Annotated in this window: 17 protein-coding genes; 13 read left to right on the top strand and 4 right to left on the bottom strand. The window is 36.8% G+C overall.

What is annotated here, in order from left to right; all coding sequences use genetic code 11:
• Window position 1 precedes the first annotated feature (1 nt).
• The 12 genes from H6G28_RS07085 (at window position 2) to H6G28_RS07030 (ending at window position 14,495) form a co-directional block, all read left to right on the top strand.
• Window positions 2–1,108, top strand: coding sequence for a nitroreductase family protein (locus tag H6G28_RS07085; protein ID WP_242054477.1), 1,107 nt, complete (start codon window positions 2–4; stop codon window positions 1,106–1,108).
• A 210-nt stretch (window positions 1,109–1,318) separates the two neighbouring features.
• Window positions 1,319–2,548 carry a polysaccharide pyruvyl transferase family protein gene (locus H6G28_RS07080; RefSeq protein ID WP_190669920.1) on the top strand — a complete coding sequence of 410 codons (1,230 nt, stop codon included), beginning with the start codon at window positions 1,319–1,321 and terminating at the stop codon, window positions 2,546–2,548.
• A 23-nt stretch (window positions 2,549–2,571) separates the two neighbouring features.
• Window positions 2,572–3,705, top strand: coding sequence for a glycosyltransferase family 4 protein (locus H6G28_RS07075; RefSeq protein WP_190669917.1), 1,134 nt, complete (start codon window positions 2,572–2,574; stop codon window positions 3,703–3,705).
• Window positions 3,706–3,755: 50 nt separating this feature from the next.
• Window positions 3,756–4,829 (top strand): glycosyltransferase family 4 protein, encoded by a 1,074-nt coding sequence (locus H6G28_RS07070; protein ID WP_190669915.1) that lies wholly within the window; start codon window positions 3,756–3,758, stop codon window positions 4,827–4,829.
• A gap of 47 nt (window positions 4,830–4,876) precedes the next feature.
• Window positions 4,877–5,866, top strand: a complete 990-nt coding sequence (locus tag H6G28_RS07065; protein WP_190669913.1) for a glycosyltransferase family 2 protein — start codon at window positions 4,877–4,879, stop codon at window positions 5,864–5,866.
• Window positions 5,867–5,890: 24 nt separating this feature from the next.
• Complete coding sequence (locus H6G28_RS07060) at window positions 5,891–7,030, top strand: glycosyltransferase (protein ID WP_190669911.1); 1,140 nt, start codon at window positions 5,891–5,893, stop codon at window positions 7,028–7,030.
• Between the two features lie 101 nt (window positions 7,031–7,131).
• Entirely contained in the window at window positions 7,132–7,941 is an 810-nt protein-coding gene (locus H6G28_RS07055; protein WP_190669909.1) for a hypothetical protein, read from the top strand.
• A gap of 31 nt (window positions 7,942–7,972) precedes the next feature.
• The gene (locus tag H6G28_RS07050) at window positions 7,973–9,262 is read left to right on the top strand and encodes a glycosyltransferase family 4 protein (RefSeq protein ID WP_190669907.1); all 1,290 of its coding nucleotides are present in this window, start codon (window positions 7,973–7,975) and stop codon (window positions 9,260–9,262) included.
• A gap of 30 nt (window positions 9,263–9,292) precedes the next feature.
• Window positions 9,293–10,474, top strand: a complete 1,182-nt coding sequence (locus H6G28_RS07045) for a glycosyltransferase family 4 protein (protein WP_190669905.1) — start codon at window positions 9,293–9,295, stop codon at window positions 10,472–10,474.
• A gap of 214 nt (window positions 10,475–10,688) precedes the next feature.
• Window positions 10,689–11,903 carry an O-antigen ligase family protein gene (locus H6G28_RS07040; protein ID WP_242054474.1) on the top strand — a complete coding sequence of 405 codons (1,215 nt, stop codon included), beginning with the start codon at window positions 10,689–10,691 and terminating at the stop codon, window positions 11,901–11,903.
• Between the two features lie 23 nt (window positions 11,904–11,926).
• Window positions 11,927–13,180: a glycosyltransferase gene (locus tag H6G28_RS07035; RefSeq protein WP_190669901.1), complete on the top strand. Its 1,254-nt coding sequence runs from the start codon at window positions 11,927–11,929 to the stop codon at window positions 13,178–13,180.
• A gap of 133 nt (window positions 13,181–13,313) precedes the next feature.
• The gene (locus H6G28_RS07030; RefSeq protein ID WP_190669899.1) at window positions 13,314–14,495 is read left to right on the top strand and encodes a glycosyltransferase; all 1,182 of its coding nucleotides are present in this window, start codon (window positions 13,314–13,316) and stop codon (window positions 14,493–14,495) included.
• Between the two features lie 23 nt (window positions 14,496–14,518).
• Here the strand turns inward: H6G28_RS07030 and H6G28_RS07025 are convergent, their stop codons facing one another.
• From H6G28_RS07025 to H6G28_RS07010, 4 genes are all read right to left on the bottom strand, one after another.
• Window positions 14,519–15,736, bottom strand: coding sequence for a nucleotidyltransferase domain-containing protein (locus tag H6G28_RS07025; RefSeq protein WP_190669897.1), 1,218 nt, complete (start codon window positions 15,734–15,736; stop codon window positions 14,519–14,521).
• A gap of 197 nt (window positions 15,737–15,933) precedes the next feature.
• On the bottom strand, window positions 15,934–17,391 hold the full coding sequence (locus H6G28_RS07020) for a glycoside hydrolase (protein ID WP_190669895.1): 1,458 nt from the start codon (window positions 17,389–17,391) through the stop codon (window positions 15,934–15,936).
• 966 nt (window positions 17,392–18,357) lie between these two features.
• The gene (murQ, locus tag H6G28_RS07015; protein WP_190669893.1) at window positions 18,358–19,281 is read right to left on the bottom strand and encodes an N-acetylmuramic acid 6-phosphate etherase; all 924 of its coding nucleotides are present in this window, start codon (window positions 19,279–19,281) and stop codon (window positions 18,358–18,360) included.
• 82 nt (window positions 19,282–19,363) lie between these two features.
• Window positions 19,364–19,780: a DUF3110 domain-containing protein gene (locus H6G28_RS07010; RefSeq protein WP_190589825.1), complete on the bottom strand. Its 417-nt coding sequence runs from the start codon at window positions 19,778–19,780 to the stop codon at window positions 19,364–19,366.
• Window positions 19,781–19,888: 108 nt separating this feature from the next.
• Between H6G28_RS07010 and H6G28_RS07005 the strand changes: the two genes are divergently transcribed.
• The gene (locus H6G28_RS07005; protein ID WP_190669890.1) at window positions 19,889–22,528 is read left to right on the top strand and encodes a CHAT domain-containing protein; all 2,640 of its coding nucleotides are present in this window, start codon (window positions 19,889–19,891) and stop codon (window positions 22,526–22,528) included.
• Window positions 22,529–22,796 lie beyond the last annotated feature (268 nt).

The following is a 22,796-nucleotide window of genomic DNA, read 5'->3' as shown; positions in this document are numbered from 1 at the left end:
AATGTCTAATTTACTGCAAGCAAATACAAAGGTAATGAACATCAAATATCTGATTGATATGTTTTCAAAAGGAATTAAGAAGAACATTACACAGCTTATTCCAGAAAATATTCGTTCTTATCTCCGCTATATTCTGAAGCTAATAAAGATTATTCCATTGGCAATATCTGAAGTCAGGTTAGCATATAATTATGCTTATGATTTTACAAATTTTATAAGATGGTCATCTGTCAGAGGAAGCTCTACTCAAACTCAATTGGGTGCTTTAATTACAATGGATTACCATCGAATAGAAAAAGGTCTGGCGCTCAAAGAACCTAAAGTTGGTTTCGGAACTGATATTATCGAAAGGCTTTTATCAAATCTATGGGAATATCAAAAAAAATATGGTGTTGACGAAATCGTACAAATTTCTATTAATACTTTAGTGGCTTACTATGAGTTCAATCTTAATAATAGTTTAAAAAATGATCGGCTTTATCATGAACTGTTAAATTTAAAAGAGATAATTCCAGCAGATATAAAAGTACATCAGGGTGGAGTCCTAAAAATCACAGGGAAACAAATTATTGAATCATCTCAAATAAATTTCCGAGATTTTGTCAACTCAAGATACAGTATTCGACATTTTGCTCCAATTGATGTGGAAATCAGCTTAATTGAAAAAGCGATAGAAATGGCTCAGAAAACACCTTCTGTCTGTAATCGTCAGTCTTCAAAAGTGCATATATTTACAAGTAATGAAGATAAGAGCAAAGTTCTGAAATTCCAAAACGGAAACCGTGGTTTTGGAGAGCAAATTAGTAAAGTTTTAATTGTGACATCTGACTTACAAAACTTTGTTTCTGCGGGAGAAAGAAATCAAAGTTGGATTGATGGTGGTATGTTTTCTATGTCGCTTGTGTATGCTTTGCATTCTTTAGGTTTAGGTACATGCTGTTTAAATTGGAGCGTTCAGCATCAAACAGACACAAATCTTAAACAAGTGGCAGGCATAAAAGATTCAGAGGTTGTAATCATGATGATTGCAGTTGGTCATTTACCAAATGAACTGAATGTAGCGCAATCTCCTAGAAAAAATATTTGTGAGGTAATGATTGTTCACTAGTTAGAAGAAAATGAATTATTTTTTTAGTTGTAATTTATTTCTAAATAAAATTTACTTGAATACTGTTGTGAGTTATCTATATGAAAAATCGTTCTAAAAATACCTAGATTTGATTTAGTGAATGCGTTTTAATTTTTTATAAGACACTTTTACTTCAATATTTTTCCATCATTAGCAAATACTTTAACAGTTAATGGAGACATCAACTAAATGAAGAAAGCAGTTATCACAGGAATCACAGGACTACGTAACCGAGGCGTTGAGGCAATGGTTGTGACGACTATTGAGCAACTTCGTCAACGTCAACCTAATCTTGAGATAGATATTTTAACTGAAACTATAGATTATGATGAAATCCTGCTAAGACCTTATAATGTTAAGCTTTCAAGTGATGATTATTTGTTGTTATATAGAACTCAACCGTTACTTGCTAAACTTTCTAAATTCTCCCAACGCCTTGCTCCTACTTACAAAAATATCAATAATTTAGTGCGTGATGCTTCTGTGGTCATTGCTTCTGGCGGTGATGTATTTAGTTCAGACTACGGCACAAGATTTTTAAGACAACAACTGCAACCATTAGAATTTGCCTTAGAAGCTGGTGTTCCGCTTACATTTTTAGCTCAATCTATTGGCCCTTTTAAGAATGATAATGAAGCGGAGATGTGGCTTAATGTAGCTCGCCGTTCAAAGTTAATTACAATTAGAGAAAATTTATCTTATAAGTATGTTACGAAAGATTTGGGTTTGTCTCCAGAGTTAGTAAAACATACGGCAGATCCAGCCTTTCTGTTGCCGCCAACATCACCAGAGATTGTTAATAACTTATTTAAATCTTATGGCATCACTAAAGACCTTCCTGTTGTAGCTTTAGGAATTAGTCAAGGTATTTGCCGCTATACTCGTACAGACTATGATAAACATATCAAAGTCTGGTGTGAAACTATTGATTTAATTCTCAATGAATTTGGGGCGCAAGTACTCATTATTCCTCATGTACATGATCATCGAGCAGGAAATGATGATCGTATCCTAGCAGCTCACTTACTCAGGATATTTAATTTTGATCCTCGTGTACATTTAGCAGGTGCAGATCACACAGCTTCCGAATTCAAAGGTTTAATTGCTGCCTGCGATTTAGTCATTGCTGAAAGAATGCACGCTGCGATCGCTGGGCTTTCCAGTGGTGTTTGCACTCTTCCTATTGGTTACTCAGTCAAAGCAGAAGGAATTATGACTGATTTATTGGGTGCGGAATTAGTTCATGAAGGACTGCTGATTTCTGTAGAGCAGTTTTTAGATAGCGAGATGGCACACAAATCGATTCGTTTTGCTTGGCAGCACCGTCACGAAGTTGCCGATAAACTCAAGCAAGTATTACCAGAAGTCAAGCAAAAAACAGCTAGTAACTTCGATTTACTTTTATCAGTCATAGGCTAATGTTGTTTGCTTGAGAGAAAATCATGAAAATTGGGTATCTACACATCGGTTCTGAGCAACATGGAGTTCATCGCTATAGCAAGTTTATTGCTTCCGAAGCCAGACAGCGTGGTTTCACAGTCATTGAAGCTAATGTAGTTTTAACAGAAAATCTACATCACAATCGAGAAATATTGACAGAAGCTGCGAAAAAGCTTTCCAATGCCGATATTGTGCATTTACAACACAATACATTTCTTTGGGGTGAGCGATCGCAGCTGAAAAATTTTCGTGTTTTTGTGCATAACTGTTCATCCCCTTTAGTCGTTACACTTCATGATATCTATCTGCCCAAAATCCCACTACATTGGAAGACTTTTTTGTCTTACATAAAGTCACAATACAATAGCAATTCAATATTTATTCGTTGGATGTTTGCTAAAGTACAAAAAATTTTAGTTTGTACTGAGCAAGAAAGACAGAGACTTCACACTGTTGTCGGTATAAATACACTTAACGCCAGTAAAATAACACTTATACGGCATTTTGTTGAAGAAAGATTAATCATTGCTAACTCAGCAATCGCTCGAAAAAAACTAAATCTCGAAGGGTTTAAAACAATTACATTATTAGGTTGGATTTTTCCACGCAAAGGTCATCGCTTAGTCGTTGAAGCAATACCTTATTTATCAACGAATATAAAAGTAATATTTGCAGGTCAGCCAAGTGAAAGGTGTGACTGGTTTTTAGAAGAACTAATCACATTAGCACAAACACTAGGAGTAAAAGATCGTCTGATTGTCACAGGCTACTTATCAGAAGAAGAACTAGAGCAATATTTAGTCGCAACAGATTTAGCGATTTGCCCTTTCCAAAAATCTTCCGCTTCTGGTTCTTTATCAACTTGGCTTTCCATTGCTCATCCAAAAATTTTATCTTTTGACTTACCCTTAATAGATGAATACAACAACATAGAACCAGGCGCTATCAAAACTTTTTCACCTTATACGTCCAATGCTTTTGCACAAGCAGTTCAGTATATTTTATCCAAATCAGATGATAAAGAGAATATAGCTGTTAAAAACCTACGCCAACATCTTTGTATGTCCACAATTTTTACACAACACTTAGAAATTTACTCCCAAATCACTGAGAAATTACAAACATCTGAATTATAGAAAATAATCCCCTTACTAAAATACTTGAATTAATAAAATCATATTTAAACATGAAATCTATATTTCTACCACAAACAAATGATAATAATCCCTACCAAAAAGAGCTAATTCATCACCTCAATAAATTAGATATTCAAGCAGATTTTCCTCATCCTTCCTCTTCAACAACTTTCTTTTTACCAGCAGTATTGTTTCCTCAAAAAGCAGATGTAGTACACTTACATTGGCTCCATCCATTTTTCGCAGGTTCTAATACTGTAGAAAAATCTCTAAAATTATCATTTTTTATTTTAGAATTAATTATCTTAAAACTGCTAAGAACCAAAATTATTTGGACTGTACATAATCTAAAAAATCATGAAAATAAAAACTTAGTTTTAGATAATTTATGTAGTTATTTAGTGGCTAAATTAGCTGATGCGATTATTGCCCATTGTGACTCAGCTAAAGCAGAAGTTATCAAAAGTTTTTCCCTGAACGATAATCAAGATAAAGTATTTGTAGTCCCGCATGGTAACTATATCAACTGTTACGATAACAATATCGAAAAAACTCTAGCCCGCAAAAGCTTAAATATAGATGATTCTGCTGTGGTTTTCCTGTTCCTGGGGATGATTAGACCCTACAAAGGAGTCTTGGAACTAATAGATACATTTAAACAACTGCATAATGATGCAAGTCAACTATTGATTGCAGGTAAAGTATATCAAAACAGTCCAGAAATGACAGATATGCTTTTACAGAAGATTGATAACGAGCCAAACATCAAATTTATACCCGGATTTGTCCCTTCGGAGAAACTTCAAATTTATCTGAACGCTTGTGATGTAGTCGTATTTCCCTATCGAGATATTCTCACTTCAGGTGCTGTAATGTTAGCAATGTCTTTTGGTCGAGCCTGTATTGCGCCCCGCAAAGGATGTATCGCAGAAGTCTTAGATCATTCTGGAGCATTTTTATATGACATTGATGATGAATATGGTTTAATTCAAGCTATGAAATTGGCGTTAGAACAACAAAAACAACTATCAAATATGGGTCAATATAATCGCCAACTAGCAGAGAAATATGATTGGCTAAACATTGCCAAAATAACGAGCAATGTATATCAATCTTGTATGTAAAAATCTAATTAAAATTTAGAATTAAATTATTTTAGAAGCTAAAAGTTATGAATTCATCTCTCCCAGGACAACCAATCGTTAGTGTAATAGTTCCAACATTTAATAGAGCTAATTTTTTATCAAGAGCAATTTCTAGTATTCTCCAACAGACTTTCTCTAATTTTGAATTGATTATTGTTGATGATGGCTCTACAGATAATACTGCTGAAGTAGTTAAAGAATTTACCGATCCACGAATTAAGTTTTTACCTTTAGGTAAGAATTATGGAGGTAGCTATGCACGTAATCAAGGCATTAAAGCAGCCAGCACAGAATTCATCGCATTTTTAGACAGTGATGATGAATGGTTACCTGAGAAGTTAGAGTTACAGGTAAAACGTTTACAAGAAAGTGATGATCCTCTGGCAACTGTTGTTTATTGCTTAGGTTATGAATGTGTAGAGGGACAACAGAAAATACCCAGTTTACATCTTTATGAAGGAGATGTTTTTGATGATTTATTGAGAGGTTGGCTACCTCCTACCACTTCACTATTTATGGTGAAACGTTCTGCCTTACTAGAAGTTAATGGCTTTGATGAAAGTTTACCTAGTTTTCAAGACTATGATTTATGGTTGAGTCTAGCAGCAGCCAATAACCATTTTTTAGTAGTCGATAAACCACTAATTATTAGATATTTTCATCCCCAGCAGATTGGAGGTAATTTGCAAGCTAAATTAGAGGGATTAAGGATTTTCAAAAATAAGTGGGGGACAGTTATAAAACAACGGACAGGAGCGATTAATTATCATCGTGTTATAGGAGTAAGAACATCCATAGTCCAGTTACTTCGAGTAAATAAAGAACTTGATAAAGGAAATAAAATTACTGCTCTTTTCTATATTCTTGCCTTACTAAAATTCCTTCCCTGGTCTGGAAAACTTTTCGCTAAGGGAATTATAAGAGTAATTTTTGGGGCTAAAGTGTACAAATTATTATTTGAATTGAAATATGCTTTATTTTATAGGAATCAAAATAAAAGTTCTACAGCGATATAATTCTAGAGCCAGCATAAAAACAGTATGTCTAAGCCAAATGTAGTTATTTTCTGTGGACGCATTCTCCCTCCTTCAGAAACATTTATCCGCGCTCAAGGAGAAGGTCTAAAAAATTTTGAACCTTATTATGTGGGTTCTCGTTTTGTCAAAGGATTATCTCTACCTTCAGAGCGCACGTTAGTAGTTAATGAAGGTGGAAGTTTTGGAGCTTTCCAAGAGGTATTGTTTAAAGTCACAGGAATATCACCAAAAGTCAGGAAAAAAGTAAAACAGCTAAATCCTGTTTTACTTCATGCTCATTTTGGCGTTTGTGGAGCTTTAGCTCTTCCTTTAGTACAGTCTTTAAATCTACCTATGATTGTTACCTTTCATGGACTCGATGCTACCATGAAGGATGAATATGCTAGAAAAAATTCTATCAGTACTCGTGTTTATCTCAAACGGCGAGAATTACTTAAACAACAGGCCAATTTATTTATTACTGTATCAAAATTTTTGAAAGCGGAACTTGTTCAGCAAGGTTTTCCTTCAGAAAAAATATTAGTGCATTATATAGGTGTAGATACAGAACTTTTTCAACCTCAGCCAATAACTAATCGAGAGCCGATAGTTCTTTTTGTTGGACGGCTAGTTGAGAAGAAAGGCTGTGAGTATTTGATAAAAGCGATGGAGAGAGTACAGGCAGAAAATCCTGAAATAGCTTTGCTAGTGATCGGTGATGGCCCTCTCCGCAATTCTTTAGAAAATTTAGCTAAGTCCTTACTCAAAAACTATCGTTTTCTAGGCTCCCAACCACCAGAGGTTGTAAAACATTGGATGCAAATAGCCAAAATATTTTGTGTTCCTAGTATTAGAGCGGAGTCTGGTGATTGCGAAAGTTTTGGTATAGTGTTTGCTGAGGCTCAAGCAATGGGTTTACCAGTAGTTAGCTTTGCTAGTGGTGGAATTCCTGAAGTAGTAGCACATCAAGAGACTGGTTTTCTAGCACCTGAACGAGATGTTCAAACTCTTGCAGAGTATGTTTTACAGCTATTTAATGATAGTGTTCTCTGGCAAAGCTTTAGTCAAAATGGCCGACAACGAGTAGAAAATATGTTTAATCTTCATAAGCAAACGCAGATTTTAGAAGAAAAATACCAAATGCTCCTCAATAATCAGATGTAAATAACTTAGATTTTGAGCAAAATAATAATGATGTAAGTCTTTTAGACTAGCTTAAATTTAATTTAAAGTATTCAACAAACATAGAAAAAGTAAGATTATTTATGGATGATACTTCACAATTAGCAATTCTCGTAAATAGTACCGACAGTTTTGAAGATTGCTGGCAACCATTCTTTACTCTTTTTGCAAAGTATTGGTCTAATTGTCCTCACCCTATAATACTCAATACTGAAACTAAAGTATTTAGTTATCATGGGTTAAATATACAATGTTCTCAAGTTGGGATAAATGATGAGAGTGGCACAAGACCGAGTTGGAGTGATTGCTTAATTCGTTGTCTTGACCAAATTAAGTCAAAGTACATTCTTTATGTACAAGATGATTATTTTCTTAATGATTATGTCAATACAACTATCCTCTATGATTTTCTCAAAATTATGGAATGTGAAGGATATTCCCACATTCGGTTAAGAGAAACTCTGGGAATTGGCCCATATAAACCATCATCCAAATATCCGTTATTATGGGAGATTCCTCAAAAAGCCAACTATCGGATTGGGTTACAAGCCGGGTTGTGGGTCAAGGATAGACTCAGATTTTATCTTGAGCCAAATGAAACAGGATGGGAGTTTGAACGCTGGGGTAGCATCAGAGCCAGGAAAATTAAAGATTCATTTTTCTGTCAAAATCTTGATTATTTTAATGGTCAAGATAAATATATTTTTCCTTATTATCCCACTGGAATTGTTCAAGGTAAATGGTTAGAGGCGGCTGTGGTTGACTTGTTCAAACAACATCACATAGAAGTGGATTATTCCATTCGAGGTTTTTATCAATTAAATCAAAAACAAAAGCTGATCCAGCTATTGAAAAATCAGTCACGAAAATTATTAATGCGATACATACCATAAACCTGCATAAATATTTTAAGAAATGAAAAATATGAAAATTTTAGTTTCTGCCTATGCCTGTAGACCAAAGATGGGGTCTGAACCAGGAGTTGGTTGGAATATGGTTCAAGAACTAGCTCACAAATGTGAGGCTGTATGGGTAATTACACGTCAAGATAATCAACCCAGCATTGAAGCTGAACTATCCAAAATGCCAGTTCCAGGGTTGAAGTTTGTGTATCATGACTTACCTGCTTGGGCTAGATGGTGGAACCGAGGACAAACAGCACTGTATTTTCACTACTATTTTTGGCAAATAGGTGCATATTTTCAAGCCAGGAAACTACATGAGCAAATTAATTTTAATTTGGTACATCATGTTACCTACGGTCGATATTGTTTTCCTAGCTTTTTATCACTATTACCTATACCGTTTGTTTGGGGGCCATTGGGGGGCGGTGAAGTTGCACCGAAGCCATTTTGGCGTGATTTTCATTGGAGTGGCAAAGTTTATGAAAGTTTGCGGGAAGTTAGCCGTTGGATAGGTGAACGCGACCCTTTTGTGAAAATGACTGCCAAAAGAAGTGCTGTAGCAATAGTTTGCACATCAGAAACAGCTGATTGTGTAAGTGCATTAGGTACAAAACGTATTGAGAAGATATTGGGACAAACAGGTGTTAATCAACAAGATATAGCTCAATTCGAGCAATATAATGTTTCGCAATTCCAAGCTCCTATAAGATTTATCAGTATGGGGCGTTTACTGCATTGGAAAGGATTTCATCTTGGGTTACGTGCCTTTGCAGCAGCTAACTTAGAAAATGGGGAATACTGGATTATTGGTGAAGGCCCGGAACGTCCAAGATTAGAAGCTTTAGCTAATAAACTAGGAATTGCTGAAAAGGTCAAATTTTTAGGAAGTCGGCCTCGTGAAGAAGCACTAAGGATATTGGGAGAATCTTGTGCTTTAATTCATCCTAGTTTGCATGATTTTTCGCCTACGGTTTGCATAGAAGCAATGGCAGCCAGTAGACCTGTAATCTGTTTGAATTTAGGAGGCCCAGCTTTTCAGATTACGGAGCAAACTGGTTTTAAAATTACGGGTAATAACCCTGAAGATGCGGTTAAAGGTATGGCAGAGGCAATGGTTCGTCTAGCTAAAGATCCAGAACTCAGAGCCAAGATGGGACAAGCAGGTCAAAAGCGGGTGAGTGAGTTATACAACTGGGAAATTAAAGCAAATTCTTTAGTGGCACTTTATGAAGATATTTTGACTTGCCAACAGTCTCTATTATCACAAAGTGTAATTCAGACCAAAGAAAATAACGCTCAGGTTATTTAATTAATCATTATCCCATTCAAAATTTCCTCAATGCACATTCTAAGCATTCATAACAATTATCAAATTCGTGGCGGCGAAGATGAATCTCGTGAGGCTGAAGAAAAACTCTTACGGGAAATGGGTCATGAAGTTGATGTTTATCAAGAACATAATGACCGAGTGGGATCTATTGGTGCTGTACCGATGGCGTTGCGCTCTATCTGGTCTCAAGAATCTTACAACATAGTCAAACAAAAACTTCAGCATTCAAAATGTGACATTGTTCATATTCAGAATTTTTTCCCCTTAATTTCTCCTTCTGTTCACTATGCGGCTAAGTCAGAAGGAGTACCTGTTGTGCAAACTTTGCGTAATTATCGCCTATTGTGTCCCAATGGCTTATTTTTTCGGGATGGACTCGTCTGCGAAGATTGTATGGGGAAGTTTATTCCCTATCCTGGCGTTTGGCATGGTTGCTATCGGGAAAATCGTCCAGCAACGATCGCAGTAGCAACTATGTTAACAGCTCATCGCGCTATGGGTACTTGGCTGGAAATGGTAGATGTGTACATTGCTTTAACTGAGTTTGCTCGACAAAAATTTATCGCCGGAGGTTTCCCCGCCGAAAAAATTGTCGTCAAGCCTAACTTTGTGCATCCTGATCCTGGTGTGGGAGATGGTTCTGGCGGTTATGCTCTTTTTGTGGGAAGACTATCTTCCGAAAAAGGATTAGATACTTTACTAGCGGCTTGGAACTATTTGGAAGGGAAAGTTCCTTTGAAGATTATCGGGGAAGGGCCTTTGGCAGAGAAAGTGGTGGAATTAGTCAAACGATTACCCAACGTAGAATGGCTAGGACGTAGACCAATATCTGAAGTGCATAAATTGATGGGAGAAGCGATGTTTTTAGTGTTTCCTTCCAAGTGGTATGAAACTTTTGGTCGAGTTGCGGTTGAGGCTTTTGCAAAAGGTACGCCCGTAATTGCTGCTAATATTGGAGCGATCGCAGAATTAGTAGACTCTAGTCGTACTGGATTGCTGTTCTCACCAGGAAACCCCGAAGATTTAGCAAATAAAGTGCAATGGGCGATTGCAAATCAAGCAAGACTAGCTCAGATGCGTCAAGAAGCTAGACATGAATTTGAATCTAAGTACACAGCACAACAGAACTATAGCCGGATGATGGCAATTTATGAATTAGCTACTCATCAGAGTTTGTTAAAAATTTCATGAATCTCATCTATAAACAAATTACTATTATTTGAACTTCTATAAAAATCTTTATATTGCAACTATGCAATTTATATTTGAATCCTTTTAATTTTTCCAAATCAACTAGTAACACCTAAAAGGGCCTATGCTCGACAAGACAAGTGTTTATCCTAACAATGAGACAGAAAAATCTTCCATCGCCGATAAATTCCTCAACTGGTATAGTTGGGTACTGTTGGGATATTCTCTGTGTGGACGAGGATTTTCTTACTTTGGTGTTCCTCCTGCTTATATCGGAGAAATTACGCTTATTTTTGGATTGTTTACTTTAAGCATCAACAAATCAATCCCAAAACTTCTCAAACTCCCTCAAGTTTGGTTTTTAATCATATTTATGGTGTGGTGTTGCCTCAATACCATACCTTATGTACCCATATATGGCTTAGATGCCATACGTGATGCAGCCTTATGGTACTATACATTTTTTGCCCTAATAGTTGCCACCTTACTAATTAGTAAGCCACAGCGATTTTTATTTATGGTTGCTCAATATGGGCGCTTTTGTAGAATTTTTATTATTCTTATACCATTTCTCTGGTTGATATCTAGAACAATACCATTACCTAGTTTACCTGGTTCCGGGGCTAGAATTATCTCTCTGAAACCAGCAGATACAATGACTCATTTATCGGGGATTACTGCTTTTTTTGTTGGATCTAGTTTGCTAGATTTTCAACCATTATTATTTACTTTAATGTTTTTTGTCAATTTAGGTGTAGTTGCTCTAAATTCTAATCGTTCAGGAACACTAGCTTTTTTGAATGCTTTTTTTGTGCTGGGAATTGCTAATTATAAAAGTAGTAAAGTTTGGCGCATTATAACTATTATAATTTTGGTTATTTTATTGGTTTTCATTTTTAATCCAGAGTTTTTTGAACCATTAATTAATCGAGTGTTGAGTATTTTTATTGATAATAATGAAAGACAAGGTTCAAAAGAATATCGATTAGAATGGTGGACTTATCTCATCAAAAGCACTTTTTCAGATTATTTTTGGACGGGTCGAGGATTTGGTTTTAACTTGGGAGCTGGTACAGGTTTTGATCCTTTAGGTGATGGGGTTGTACGTAGTCCACATAATGGTCATATTACTGTGCTTTCTCGTACTGGCGTTCCTGGTTTCGTTCTTTGGCTTGTCATTCAGTTAGGTTGGGCTGGAAGCATACTATCAAAATATTTACAGTGCAGAAAAAAGGGGCAGACAAAATGGTCTGGTATATTTTTAACTTTACTTACTTATTGGGTGGCTTGTATGACTGTTACATCATTTGAAGTAATTATTGAAGGCCCCACAGGTGGTATTTGGTTATGGACAATGTATGGGATTGGTTTAGCTGCAATGCAAATATACAAACGTTATCCCCAACTTTTTGATGCAGAAGCTGAATAAATATTCTATACCAACTAATAATTATGAAAATTCTAATTTCTGCATACGCTTGTGAACCAAGCCAAGGTTCTGAACCGGGTGTAGGTTGGAATTTTGTTCAAGAAATGAGCAAATATTATCAGATTTGGGTTTTAACCTCTAACTGTCACCGCTCCGCTATTGAAGCAGAATTAGCACGCAAGCCACCATCTAATCTCAACTTTATTTATTTAGATCCTTTTGGTTGGATGATAGATTGGAGTCAGAAAGGAAAATCAACCCAAAGATGGGTATATCTTCACTACTATTTATGGCAAATTACAGCTTACTTTGTGAGCAGAAAGCTTCATCAGAAAATTTGCTTTGATATTGTGCATCACGTAACTTACGTAAAATATAATAGTCCGTCTTTTCTTTGTTTATTACCAATTCCGTTTATTTGGGGGCCTGTGGGTGGAGGAGAATTAACTCCCAAAAACTTTTGGACAAGTTTAAATTTTCGTAGCAAAATATATGAGTTGCTGAGAAACGCAGCTTGCTTAATCGGAGAGTGTGATCCTTTTGTCCACTTAACAGCACGGCGGAGTATTTTAGCTTTAGCAACAACTGAGGATACAGCTAAAAGGTTACGATATTTAGGAGCCAAAAATATTCAAGTATATTCTCAGCTTGGTATATCTCAGGAAGAATTAATGAATTATCCAGAGGTATCTTTATCCTATCAATCTATTATCAGGTTTATCAGCGTGGGTAGATTATTGCATTGGAAAGGATTTCATCTAGGATTATTAGCATTTGCCAAAGCAAATATATCTAATTCTGAGTATTGGGTTGTGGGAGAAGGATCTGAGCGAAAAAACTTGGAAAATCTCACTCAAGAATTAGGTATTGAAAAACAAGTTAAATTTTGGGGTAGTTTGTCTCGTGATCAAACCTTAAGTAAAATAAGAGACTCTCATGTACTAGTTCATCCAAGTTTGCATGACTCTGGTGGATTAGTCTGTTTAGAAGCAATGTCTCTAGGTTTACCAGTCATTTGCTTAAATCTGGGAGGGCCAGCACTTCAAGTTACTGAAGCAACTGGTTTTAAAATTGTAGCAAATACACCAGAACAAGCTGTCAAAGATATTACTCAAGCAATGATATGTTTGGTTGCAGATGTAAAATTGAGATCAAAGATGGGTGAGGTTGGAAAAAAGAGAGTTAGAGATGTATTTAGTTGGGAATTGAAAGGATTATTTTTTGCTCAATCTTATAAAGAAATTTGCGTGCAGGAAAAACTTGCTAGTTTTTCCTAGTTTATGCTTGTTTTATAGAATACTCATATAAAAATAAAATTCAAATAAACATTCACCAGTGTATCCCTCCTCCCAAAAACCCTGACTCTCTAACTTAATAGTATGAGTTCATATCCACCAGTTCATAAAAACAATGAAGCTGTTAATCTTACACAATCGCTATCGATTAACCGGTGGTGAAGATAAAGTAGTTCAAATTGAAAAAAGTCTATTAGAGGCTAATGGGCATGATGTGATTTTACTGGAAGAAAATAACCTAAATATAGTAAATGTTTGGGATACATTAGCAGCAGCAGGGGGCGCAATATATTCGCTTCCATCTAAGCAACTAGTTCAAGCAGAGATAATACGTTTTTCTCCTGATATAGTTCATGTACATAATTTTTTTCCGTTACTATCACCTGCTGTATATGATGCTTGTTATGCTGCTGGAGTACCTGTCATCCAAACGCTGCACAATTATCGCCTAGCTTGTCCTAAAGCAATGCCATTTCGAGATGGCAAAATCTGTGAAGATTGTATTGGTACATTAATACCTTGGTCTAGCGTTGTACATGGCTGTTATCGTAACTCTCATCTTCAAAGTTCTGTGGTTGCTGCAATGACTACATGGCATAGATTAACAGGTACTTGGCATAAGAAAGTAAATGGTTATATTGTTTTGACTCAATTTCAAAAAGAAAAAATGATTCAAGCTGGACTCCCAGCAGAAAAAATTTATATTAAACCAAATTTTGTTTTTCAGCCAAATAAGTTAGAGTCAAATATCCAACGTGATAATTACTTACTATTTGTTGGCAGATTATCAGAAGAAAAAGGAGTTTCTGTTTTAATTGATGCCTATATCAAAAGTCATATATCTACACCATTAAAAATTGTCGGTGATGGGCCACTGCATCAAGTTTTGCAGAAAAAAGTTCAAACAGCAGGCTATGAATATTTAATTGAATTTTTGGGATATCAAGATAAAGTAATAGTGCTAGAATTAATGCAGAAAGCTAAATTTTTAGTTTTTCCTTCAATTTGGTATGAAGGTTTTCCATTAACGATAGTTGAAGCATTTGCAGCTAGTTTACCTGTGATAGTTTCTCAGTTAGGTAGTATGGCTGAAATTGTTGAAGATCATGTCAGTGGGTTATACTTTGAAGCTGGCAATTCAGAAGATTTAGCAGCTAAAATAAAATGGGCTATTAATCATAATGAATTGATGATTAATTATGGCAAAAATGCCAGATCGATTTATGAATATAAATACTCTTCAGAAGTGAACTATCAGCAATTAATGTCTATTTATAATCAATTCGTTCCAATGTAATTGATTTTGAAAAATTATAAAAATTAATTTTTGCTTCGATTAAAAAAAATCAGCCTCAATGGTCGAACAAAATAGTACAGAAATGACAAATATCGAGGTAAAGACACAAAACTTTTGTCTGCGATCGTAGGAACAATGAGATGTTGATAGCAATATGATATTTTGTCCCACGGTTGTTCTATCAATTTTAGATGAAAAAGTGCTGATTTTAATTGGCTTTGTGTAGCAACATCCGCAACAGGACGAGTTAGTTGAATAATAATTTCAGCAGTGAGATGCTTGACTGATGAGTTATTTTCTATCTTTTGTAAAATCAATTCTGGAAGTGGAGCATCTAAGATATGATGAGCTAATGAAAGTCCTAACAGCAGCATTTTTGTCATTTTTAATTCAATAGCTAACTGCCAAACTTTTTCCCAATTCACATCAGTATAAGTATGTAGTACTTCAGCTAAGTCACAAATTCTATTTAAGTAGAACCAACAGTCTTTACTTCCTTGGGAACAGAGAATCAGGATGAGGTTTTCTATAGAAAAGCTGAGTATTTGTTTACCAGCAAAATTTATTGTTATTGTGTCATTCCATATCCATTCTGAACTGGAAGGTAGGGAGAATTTTTTAGATAAAACCCCTTGGTGAACATCTAAGGTGACTTGCTCTTTTCGATTAATTAAATGTAATTCCCAGTGAGAACGTAAATAAGTTTCTTCGTCTTGACTATTAAGAGATTTAAGATAAGCGGCTTCTTGTTCATTACTGTCTGCGTATGGCTCAAATCCTGCATCTATTAATATTTGTTTAGTTCTCAAAAAATCTTCCCGATGCACAAGTAGATCCAAATCTCCAAAAGATCGACGTGATATATCTCCGTAAGCTGTGGTAGCTAAAATTGGCCCTTTAAAGGGAATAACAGGAATATTATTCTCAGTGAAAATATTCAATATATTGACCAGTTTACTAGCCATTAATAGGCTATGCTGTGTATTAAGGTAATGATATTTTTGTAGTGTGCTGAAAATATTATGAGGAATAGCTTGAGAATCAATTTTATTCAGGCTAATAAATATTAGTGGTAAAACTTTGTGGTAAGCAGCAAGTTCTAGTAGATATTCCCAATTGATTGGTTTTTGTAATAATGTCTGGACTTTAATTAAGTCTTTTTCTTTGATATGAGTACGAGAACAACAAATTAATAGTTCTAGTTCATGAGTCAGATGATTTTCTAATAAAATCGCGTTCATAGCGTATCAGGATTAATATGTGCTTACGAATGTGAATATGTATATTAATTATATTTTATTTAGGATTTTTAGAGACAAAAATAGCTAGAATTTACTCTAGCCAAAAATTTGATAATTTAAATGGTATTTCACTACTGAAAAGTTTATGAGTGAATGACTGACTTAGTTCTTGAGGATAACAACTGCTATGTTTTCATTCACAGACTGCGGAGAGTGATGAGATCCAAACTATCTACTTTGGGAATAGTCACTGTTCCTTTCCGCATCACAGCAGAGCCTATGTAGACATTATTAACATTGCTGTTGGAACGATACATTTTCATCTTGATGTCACCAGCTTGGGCCAGTTCTTCGATAAAGACTGTGACAGCGAATGCTTCTGCTGCACGACCAGATTGAGCATCGCTCACCAATGTGCCTTTTGGATAACCAAATTCAGCAGGAAGAGGAAAGAAAAATTTGTCAGAAGTATAATTACTGATTCCGATTCCCCAAGAACCATCGGGGTTTTTGGCACTAGCTACTATAATTCGGGGCTTTTTGCCAGAACTCCAGGTCATATCTTTTTCTAGTGAACTATAGCTTTTTCGGAATACGGCTCCAATATCAAAAGTGCGGGTTAGTTGCTTGAAGTAATGATATTTCTGGAACAGTTGATATTTAAACGGACTAATAGTGTAAGGAATTAACCTTGTAGAGTTATCTTCGGGATGTGATACTCCATGTCCAATAAACCAAATCCAGTGAGTTACCCGGTTGTTCATATCATTGAGGAAGCGAGAAGCACCAGAAGCAGCTATCAGTGCATCTCCGGGTTCTTCTGGGCCGGTAGTACCAGCTTCTGTTATCCAATATTCTTTATCTGTTCCTTCAAGTAGAGAGCTTATCCAGGGTGCGGCGGCCATGTTGTAAGAGTGGGTGGAAATGGCGGCTAATGCTTTCCATGCTTCAGGGTTATTTTTGATAGCTTTGATGATGCGAACAGCTATACTATCAGCATTTGCCAACTCTGGTGTAACTATTTTGACATCTTTTAAATTACGGTTATCTAACTCTTGGCGTAGTGCTGTAATCATCACAGGCCATTGAGAATCTTTGAATTTGATGGGATTATCATTAGGCTCGTTTAATATGCCTGTTGCGTGAATTTTGACTCCATATTCCTGCTTCATACGATAGATGAAGTTTGCTAAAAGAGCTGCATAGTTAAATATCTCAGTGTCTTTTATGTAGGCACTATCTTCAGACTTCATATAAGGTGGGAGAAAATCAGGCGCTAAGAGCAATGTTGTGCATCCATTTGCTAAGGCATCAGCAATAAATCCTGATTTTACATAAGGATTGACGAACACAGGCATATTTTCAATACCTGGTTGGGGTGAGTATTTATGAGCTTGGAACCATAGCCGGACAACCTTGAATTTGGCATCATTACACACTAATTTTTGCAGTGTGTTTTTTTGTGATTGTGTGAGTTGGGAATATTTATTACCACCAGCAACTGTTGAGCTAAATCCTAACCCTTGAAATGTTTGTCTTGCTCCTGATCTAACTGTAATGTTAATGGGGGTAACTGCTAATGCACCAGAAAATGTTTGTCCCAAAAGTGCAGTAGACGCGACCAAGGAACATAACAAAGAATTAACTTTAGTCATGAATAAAATCTTGAACTCAATAGGGAACACTAAACTTGCTCGGTTTCTCGATATCCGAGAAATTGCGTAAATAAGGCAGGAAACACAATGTGATTCAGGTTAACTTAATATTTGTGTGATTGGTACTAGAAAAAACTCGTAACTATTAGTAGAAATATAAAATTTTAAGTATCATATAAAACTAGTAATTATACGCAATAACTAAATTTTCCACTAAAATTCTGAATATTCGTGAAATTCTAAAGCTGTTTATATAAGGCTTTGGGTATCTTTTGTATAATTTTAGATTATATGTAACCTGTAGCACCAATCATCAACCTGATTATTTTTTTAGGTGTTTTTTTGTAGGAAAACTAAATTGTCTGATTTCGTAAGCTATGAGATATTTAAATTACATAATCAAGACTGCTAAAATGCCCAACACGCAAGGGTTGTTGATATTTTTCATTTGCAAATAAAATGTGGTTGAGTAGTTGATTATTTTTATTCGTGTGTAGAAAATAATTTTAATAACAATTAAGATTGCCAAATGTAATATCAAGTTTTTTTACACTTTAATAGACATTGATAGACTTGTAATTAAATTTTTGATTTTTTACTAAGATTTGCGGATAGCATATAAACCTGTCAGACTTACAGTTTGGGGCTAATGCAAACGACTAGGTTCACATCTTACAGCAGTTGGTTTATTGCAAGTAAGGCAGGGTGGGCAATGCTAAAAATTCGCTCAAACCTTGATTTTTAAGTTGTAAGCATTGCCCACCCTACGGTTATTGAGAATGGTGCAAGATATGTGTAGGCGGTAATCTCGTCTTCGCTCGATTACCGCGTAGTTGCGTGATTTCGTGAATTGGTATGACTGTTGCAATATTCTAGAGGCAAAACATCAAAAAGGCTGACCACCAAAATCTAGTAGCAGCCAGCCAGATGTTTTGCAGAAAAATTGAGTTTTAAATTTGGTGATACTTAAGCCTTGGTGTTGTTGTAGCTGGCTACTGCGGCGCGGAGATTACCTTGGTTTTCTGATAATAGTCGATCGCCTGCTTGTTTTTCTAAACCAGTCCAGTGCATTAATAAAGCGAGTTTCACCCATTTACCGCTACGTTCTAGTAATAGACCGGCAGTTTCTCTACTTAAGCCGGTGAGGTCTTGGAGAATTCGCAAAGCCCGATCGCGGAGTTTTTGATTGGTGACAGCAACATCCACCATCCGATTACCATAAACCTTGCCTAGTTTCACCATTACCCCAGTAGACAAGATGTTTAAGGTCAGCTTGGTGGCTGTACCAGCTTTTAAGCGAGTTGAACCAGCTAATACTTCTGGCCCTGTTAACAACCGAATATCAATATCAACGTCGATACTAACTTGTTCTTGCGGCACACAGGCAATAAATATAGTGACGGCTCCTCTTTGACGAGCCGCATTCAGCGCCCCATGTACAAAGGGGGTTGTTCCGCCAGCCGTAATCCCCACCACTACATCTAATTGGGTGATATGTCGTTGAGCGATCGCAGCTTCGCCGTCTTGAGTGCGGTCTTCTAAATCTTCAGAACTGCGGACTAATGCGCCAGCACCACCAGCAATGATTCCCTGGACTAATTCTGGAGGTGTACAAAAAGTAGGAGGACATTCAGCTGCATCTAATACGCCTAATCTACCACTGGTGCCAGCACCGATATAAAATAAGCGTCCGCCTTGCTGTAGTCGCTCTGCTGTCTTTTCAATGGCTTGAGCTAATTCAACTTTAGCTGCGGCTACTGCGGCTACTGCTTTTTGGTCTTCTATATTAAACAGTTCTACTAATTCTAAAGAACTCAGTTGATCTAAATTTTGACTGAGAGGATTGATTTGTTCTGTGAGAAGATGCCCGCGTTCCTGCAAATCTGCCATTTTTTGTTTCCTGCGTTATTTGTTATTTGTCATTAGTCATTTGTCAGTAAACAATGACCAATGACTCATCAGCAATAACTAACTACAATAATCCTTCTAGTTTGCGGCGAATACTGTCGAGTTCCGACTCAGAAAATTCTGTTTCTGCGGCGGGTGGAACTTGTTCTGGATAATCACTATCATTGGTGGCGGCTTCTGCTTCCCAGTCGGTTTCCTCGACGTTGAGTTCTGGTGGTACGATTAAATCACTATTTTCGGGAACGATTTCCCAGTCGTAACCAGCACTTTCGCAAAATTCCTTGATTTCTTCTGAATCGATCGCTTCGACTGTTGGTGTTGGGAAATCCTGAGCTTCTAACATCAGGGCGAAGCGCAGAGCATCGTCTTCTGACTCAAACATGAGAATTTTATTGCGATCGCCAACTCGCACTGTGTGAATCCCCTCGTTGTCTGTGTGAGCATTAAAAATTAAAACAAATATACGCATTGGTGTAATCATCTTTGAAAGCTGAAGTATGAAGCATGAAGTATGAAATAAATTGTTTTTAGTCTTTAACTTTCAACCCCCATCCTTTATACTTTTTTATTTAATCATCTCCTCGTTGCCATGCCCATCAAAACCAAAATTAGGGATTTTTGGCTCAATATCCGCAAAATCACTCACATTTTAAGTTTATTGTTGTATTTTGTAGTCAGTCTACTGTTGGTGCTGAGTTCGCCTGTGCTGGCAACTTTACCTGATCATATTTACACAGCATCTTCATTGACAAATGCAACCATTACTGATTTAGAACAAGGTAAAACTCTTTATGATGCTGGACGTTTTGCGGAAGCGGTAGAAGTATTAACCAAAGCAGCCCAAGCATATAAACAGACAGGAGATAAACTTAAACTAGCTACTACCCTCAGTAATTTATCCCTGGCTTACCAACAATTAGGCGAACTGACAAAGGCGCAGCAAGCAATTATTGAAAGTTTACAATTGCTGGAAAATAGTCAAAATTCGCCAATATTCGCCCAATCACTAGAAATTCAAGGTCGTCTGCAACTGTTGATGGGCAAGCCAGAAGCAGCTTTAATCAGTTGGCAGCAAACTGAGCAAATTTATCAGCAAACACACAATTATAGTGGTGTGGTGCGATCGCAAATCAATCAAGCACAAGCTTGGCGCACACAAGGCTTTTACCGTCGTGCCATTAAAATGCTAGAGGTAGTTAATCAACAGTTGCAATCACAGCCAGATTCTCTCGAAAAAGCTGTGGGATTGCGATCGCTGGGTAATGCCTTGTTAATATCGGGAAGTCTAACAAAATCTCAAGAAGTTTTAGCACAAAGTTTAGCGATCGCACAACGCTTAAAATCTGATTATGATACGGCAGCTACTGTGTTGAGTTTGGGCAACAATGCACGCAAACAAAAAAACCCCCAAGGGGCGATCACTTACTATCAACAAGCTATCAAACTATCTGCTTCACCTTTAACCAAAGTTTCTGCACAACTGAACTATCTGAGTTTGTTAATTGAAGAGCAAAAACTAACAGAGGCAGTAGCAATATTACCTGAGATTCAATCTCAACTGAATCAACTCCCCCCTAGTCGCAAGGCTATTTATTCCCAGATTAATTACGCCCAAAGCTTGATTAAACTAAAAACTGCGAATCGTCAAAAATATGCTCATCTGGACTCTCAACTGCCAGATATGCGAAAAATCGCGCAAATTTTAGCTAATACTGTCAAACAATCTCAGAGTTTAGGCGATCGCCGTGCCGAAGCCAATGCGCTTTTGAGTTTAGGTCATTTGTACGAACAAACTCAACAATGGTCAGAGGCGCAAAGTCTAACTCAACAAGGGTTAATTTTAGCCCAGAGTAGCATTATCCCAGATATTGCCTATCGTTTGCAGTGGCAGTTGGGCAGAGTACTTTGGCAGAAAAAAAATTTTACAGGTGCGATCGCTGCTTATGATGCCGCAGTCGATACTATCAAATCTATACGGAGTGATTTAGCAACCATCAATCAAGACATACAATTTAATTTTCGAGAGAGCGTTGAACCGCTTTATCGTCAATCAGTCGAGTTACTCTTGCAATCTCCAGCAGAGCAACAAAATGAGAAAATCTTAGATCAAGCACGTCAGCGCATAGAAGCTTTGCAATTAGCAGAAATAGATAACTTCTTCCAAGAAGCTTGTTTAGAAGGGAAAAATATTGTTCTCGATCAAGTTGTAGATATCGAAAATCCCACCACTGCGATTTTTTATCCGATTATTCTCCCGCAACAACTCCAGGTAATTGTCAAACTACCCAACCAAACTCTAAAACTTTACAGCATCAATATTACTCAAGCAGAAGTAGAAACAATTGTTACCAACCTGCAAAAACTCTTGGTGAATCCCACAGCGACTAATGCTGTTAAAAACCAATCGCAAATAATATATAACTGGCTAATTAAACCAGTGGAATCAGAATTATCAGCCAGGAAAGTTGATACTCTGGTATTTGTATTGGATGGTGTCTTGCGTAACATCCCAATAGCATCGCTTTACGATGGGAAAAAATTCTTAATTGAAAAATATGCGATCGCTTTAAGTGTTGGTTTACAACTGCAAAATCCTCAGCCCATAGTACAACAACAACTAAAAGCTTTAGCAGCTGGATTAACGCAACCTCCAGCAGACTTTCCCAACTTTGCCCCATTACCAGCAATTCACATGGAAGTTAATTCGATTTCCAGTGCGGGAATTACTACAACCAATCTAATAGATCAGGAATTTACCAGCATAGCTCTCGAAAAAGCAGTCAACTCAGTTCCTTTCAATATCGTACATTTAGCCACCCACGGCCAGTTTAGTTCTAGTGCTGACAAGACCTTTATCTTAGCTGCCGATGGGCCGATTAATGTCAAACAATTTGACAGCTTACTTCGCAATCGAGATGAAACTCAAACACAAGCAGTCGAACTATTAGTATTAAGCGCCTGTCAAACTGCAACCGGAGACAAACGCGCCGCTTTAGGACTCGCAGGTACAGCCATCAGAGCCGGTGCGCGTAGTACCTTAGCTTCTCTGTGGCAAATTGATGATGAATCAACAGCTTTGTTTGTTAGTGAATTTTATCAAGAGCTAAACAAAGGAAACATCAGCAAAGCTCAAGCTCTCCGTCATGCTCAACTCAAAATCTTGCAACATCCTAATTACAAAGCGCCTAGTTTTTGGTCTGCTTATGTTTTAATTGGTAATTGGTTATAGTTCAATACGGTTCAGTTAAGAGAATAGTAGGTTTCGTAATTGGTCAGAATTAGAATTTGTTGTTATTGAAGAATCCATAGTTTATGGCGTTTCCTAATCACATGAGGTACATCATAGCCCCTCCTTGCTTGCGGGGAGGGGTTGGGGGTGGGGTTCTTGTACCTCATACCATTTCACGAAATTACTGATAGAAATCGCTTCCTCTGCAACTCTGCTTCTGGTCGCCGAGCGAAGTCGAGGCGCTACTTGCATATCCGTATCATTTTTA

Source organism: Nostoc sp. FACHB-190 (genome assembly GCF_014696905.1).
In the GTDB taxonomy this organism is placed as follows: Bacteria; Cyanobacteriota; Cyanobacteriia; order Cyanobacteriales; family Nostocaceae; genus Nostoc_B.
Note: the sequence above shows the minus strand (reverse complement) of the source record. Positions and strands in the feature narration are given on the sequence as shown.

Bases quoted from the DNA above. Each gene is read 5' to 3' on its own strand.
- H6G28_RS07085 (WP_242054477.1), top strand. From the start codon at position 2: ATGTCTAATTTACTGCAAGCAAATACAAAGGTAATGAACATCAAATAT.
- H6G28_RS07080 (WP_190669920.1), top strand. From the start codon at position 1,319: ATGAAGAAAGCAGTTATCACAGGAATCACAGGACTACGTAACCGAGGC.
- H6G28_RS07075 (WP_190669917.1), top strand. From the start codon at position 2,572: ATGAAAATTGGGTATCTACACATCGGTTCTGAGCAACATGGAGTTCAT.
- H6G28_RS07070 (WP_190669915.1), top strand. From the start codon at position 3,756: ATGAAATCTATATTTCTACCACAAACAAATGATAATAATCCCTACCAA.
- H6G28_RS07065 (WP_190669913.1), top strand. From the start codon at position 4,877: ATGAATTCATCTCTCCCAGGACAACCAATCGTTAGTGTAATAGTTCCA.
- H6G28_RS07060 (WP_190669911.1), top strand. From the start codon at position 5,891: ATGTCTAAGCCAAATGTAGTTATTTTCTGTGGACGCATTCTCCCTCCT.
- H6G28_RS07055 (WP_190669909.1), top strand. From the start codon at position 7,132: ATGGATGATACTTCACAATTAGCAATTCTCGTAAATAGTACCGACAGT.
- H6G28_RS07050 (WP_190669907.1), top strand. From the start codon at position 7,973: ATGAAAATTTTAGTTTCTGCCTATGCCTGTAGACCAAAGATGGGGTCT.
- H6G28_RS07045 (WP_190669905.1), top strand. From the start codon at position 9,293: ATGCACATTCTAAGCATTCATAACAATTATCAAATTCGTGGCGGCGAA.
- H6G28_RS07035 (WP_190669901.1), top strand. From the start codon at position 11,927: ATGAAAATTCTAATTTCTGCATACGCTTGTGAACCAAGCCAAGGTTCT.
- H6G28_RS07030 (WP_190669899.1), top strand. From the start codon at position 13,314: ATGAAGCTGTTAATCTTACACAATCGCTATCGATTAACCGGTGGTGAA.
- H6G28_RS07025 (WP_190669897.1), bottom strand. From the start codon at position 15,736: ATGAACGCGATTTTATTAGAAAATCATCTGACTCATGAACTAGAACTA.
- H6G28_RS07020 (WP_190669895.1), bottom strand. From the start codon at position 17,391: ATGACTAAAGTTAATTCTTTGTTATGTTCCTTGGTCGCGTCTACTGCA.
- murQ (WP_190669893.1), bottom strand. From the start codon at position 19,281: ATGGCAGATTTGCAGGAACGCGGGCATCTTCTCACAGAACAAATCAAT.
- H6G28_RS07010 (WP_190589825.1), bottom strand. From the start codon at position 19,780: ATGATTACACCAATGCGTATATTTGTTTTAATTTTTAATGCTCACACA.
- H6G28_RS07005 (WP_190669890.1), top strand. From the start codon at position 19,889: ATGCCCATCAAAACCAAAATTAGGGATTTTTGGCTCAATATCCGCAAA.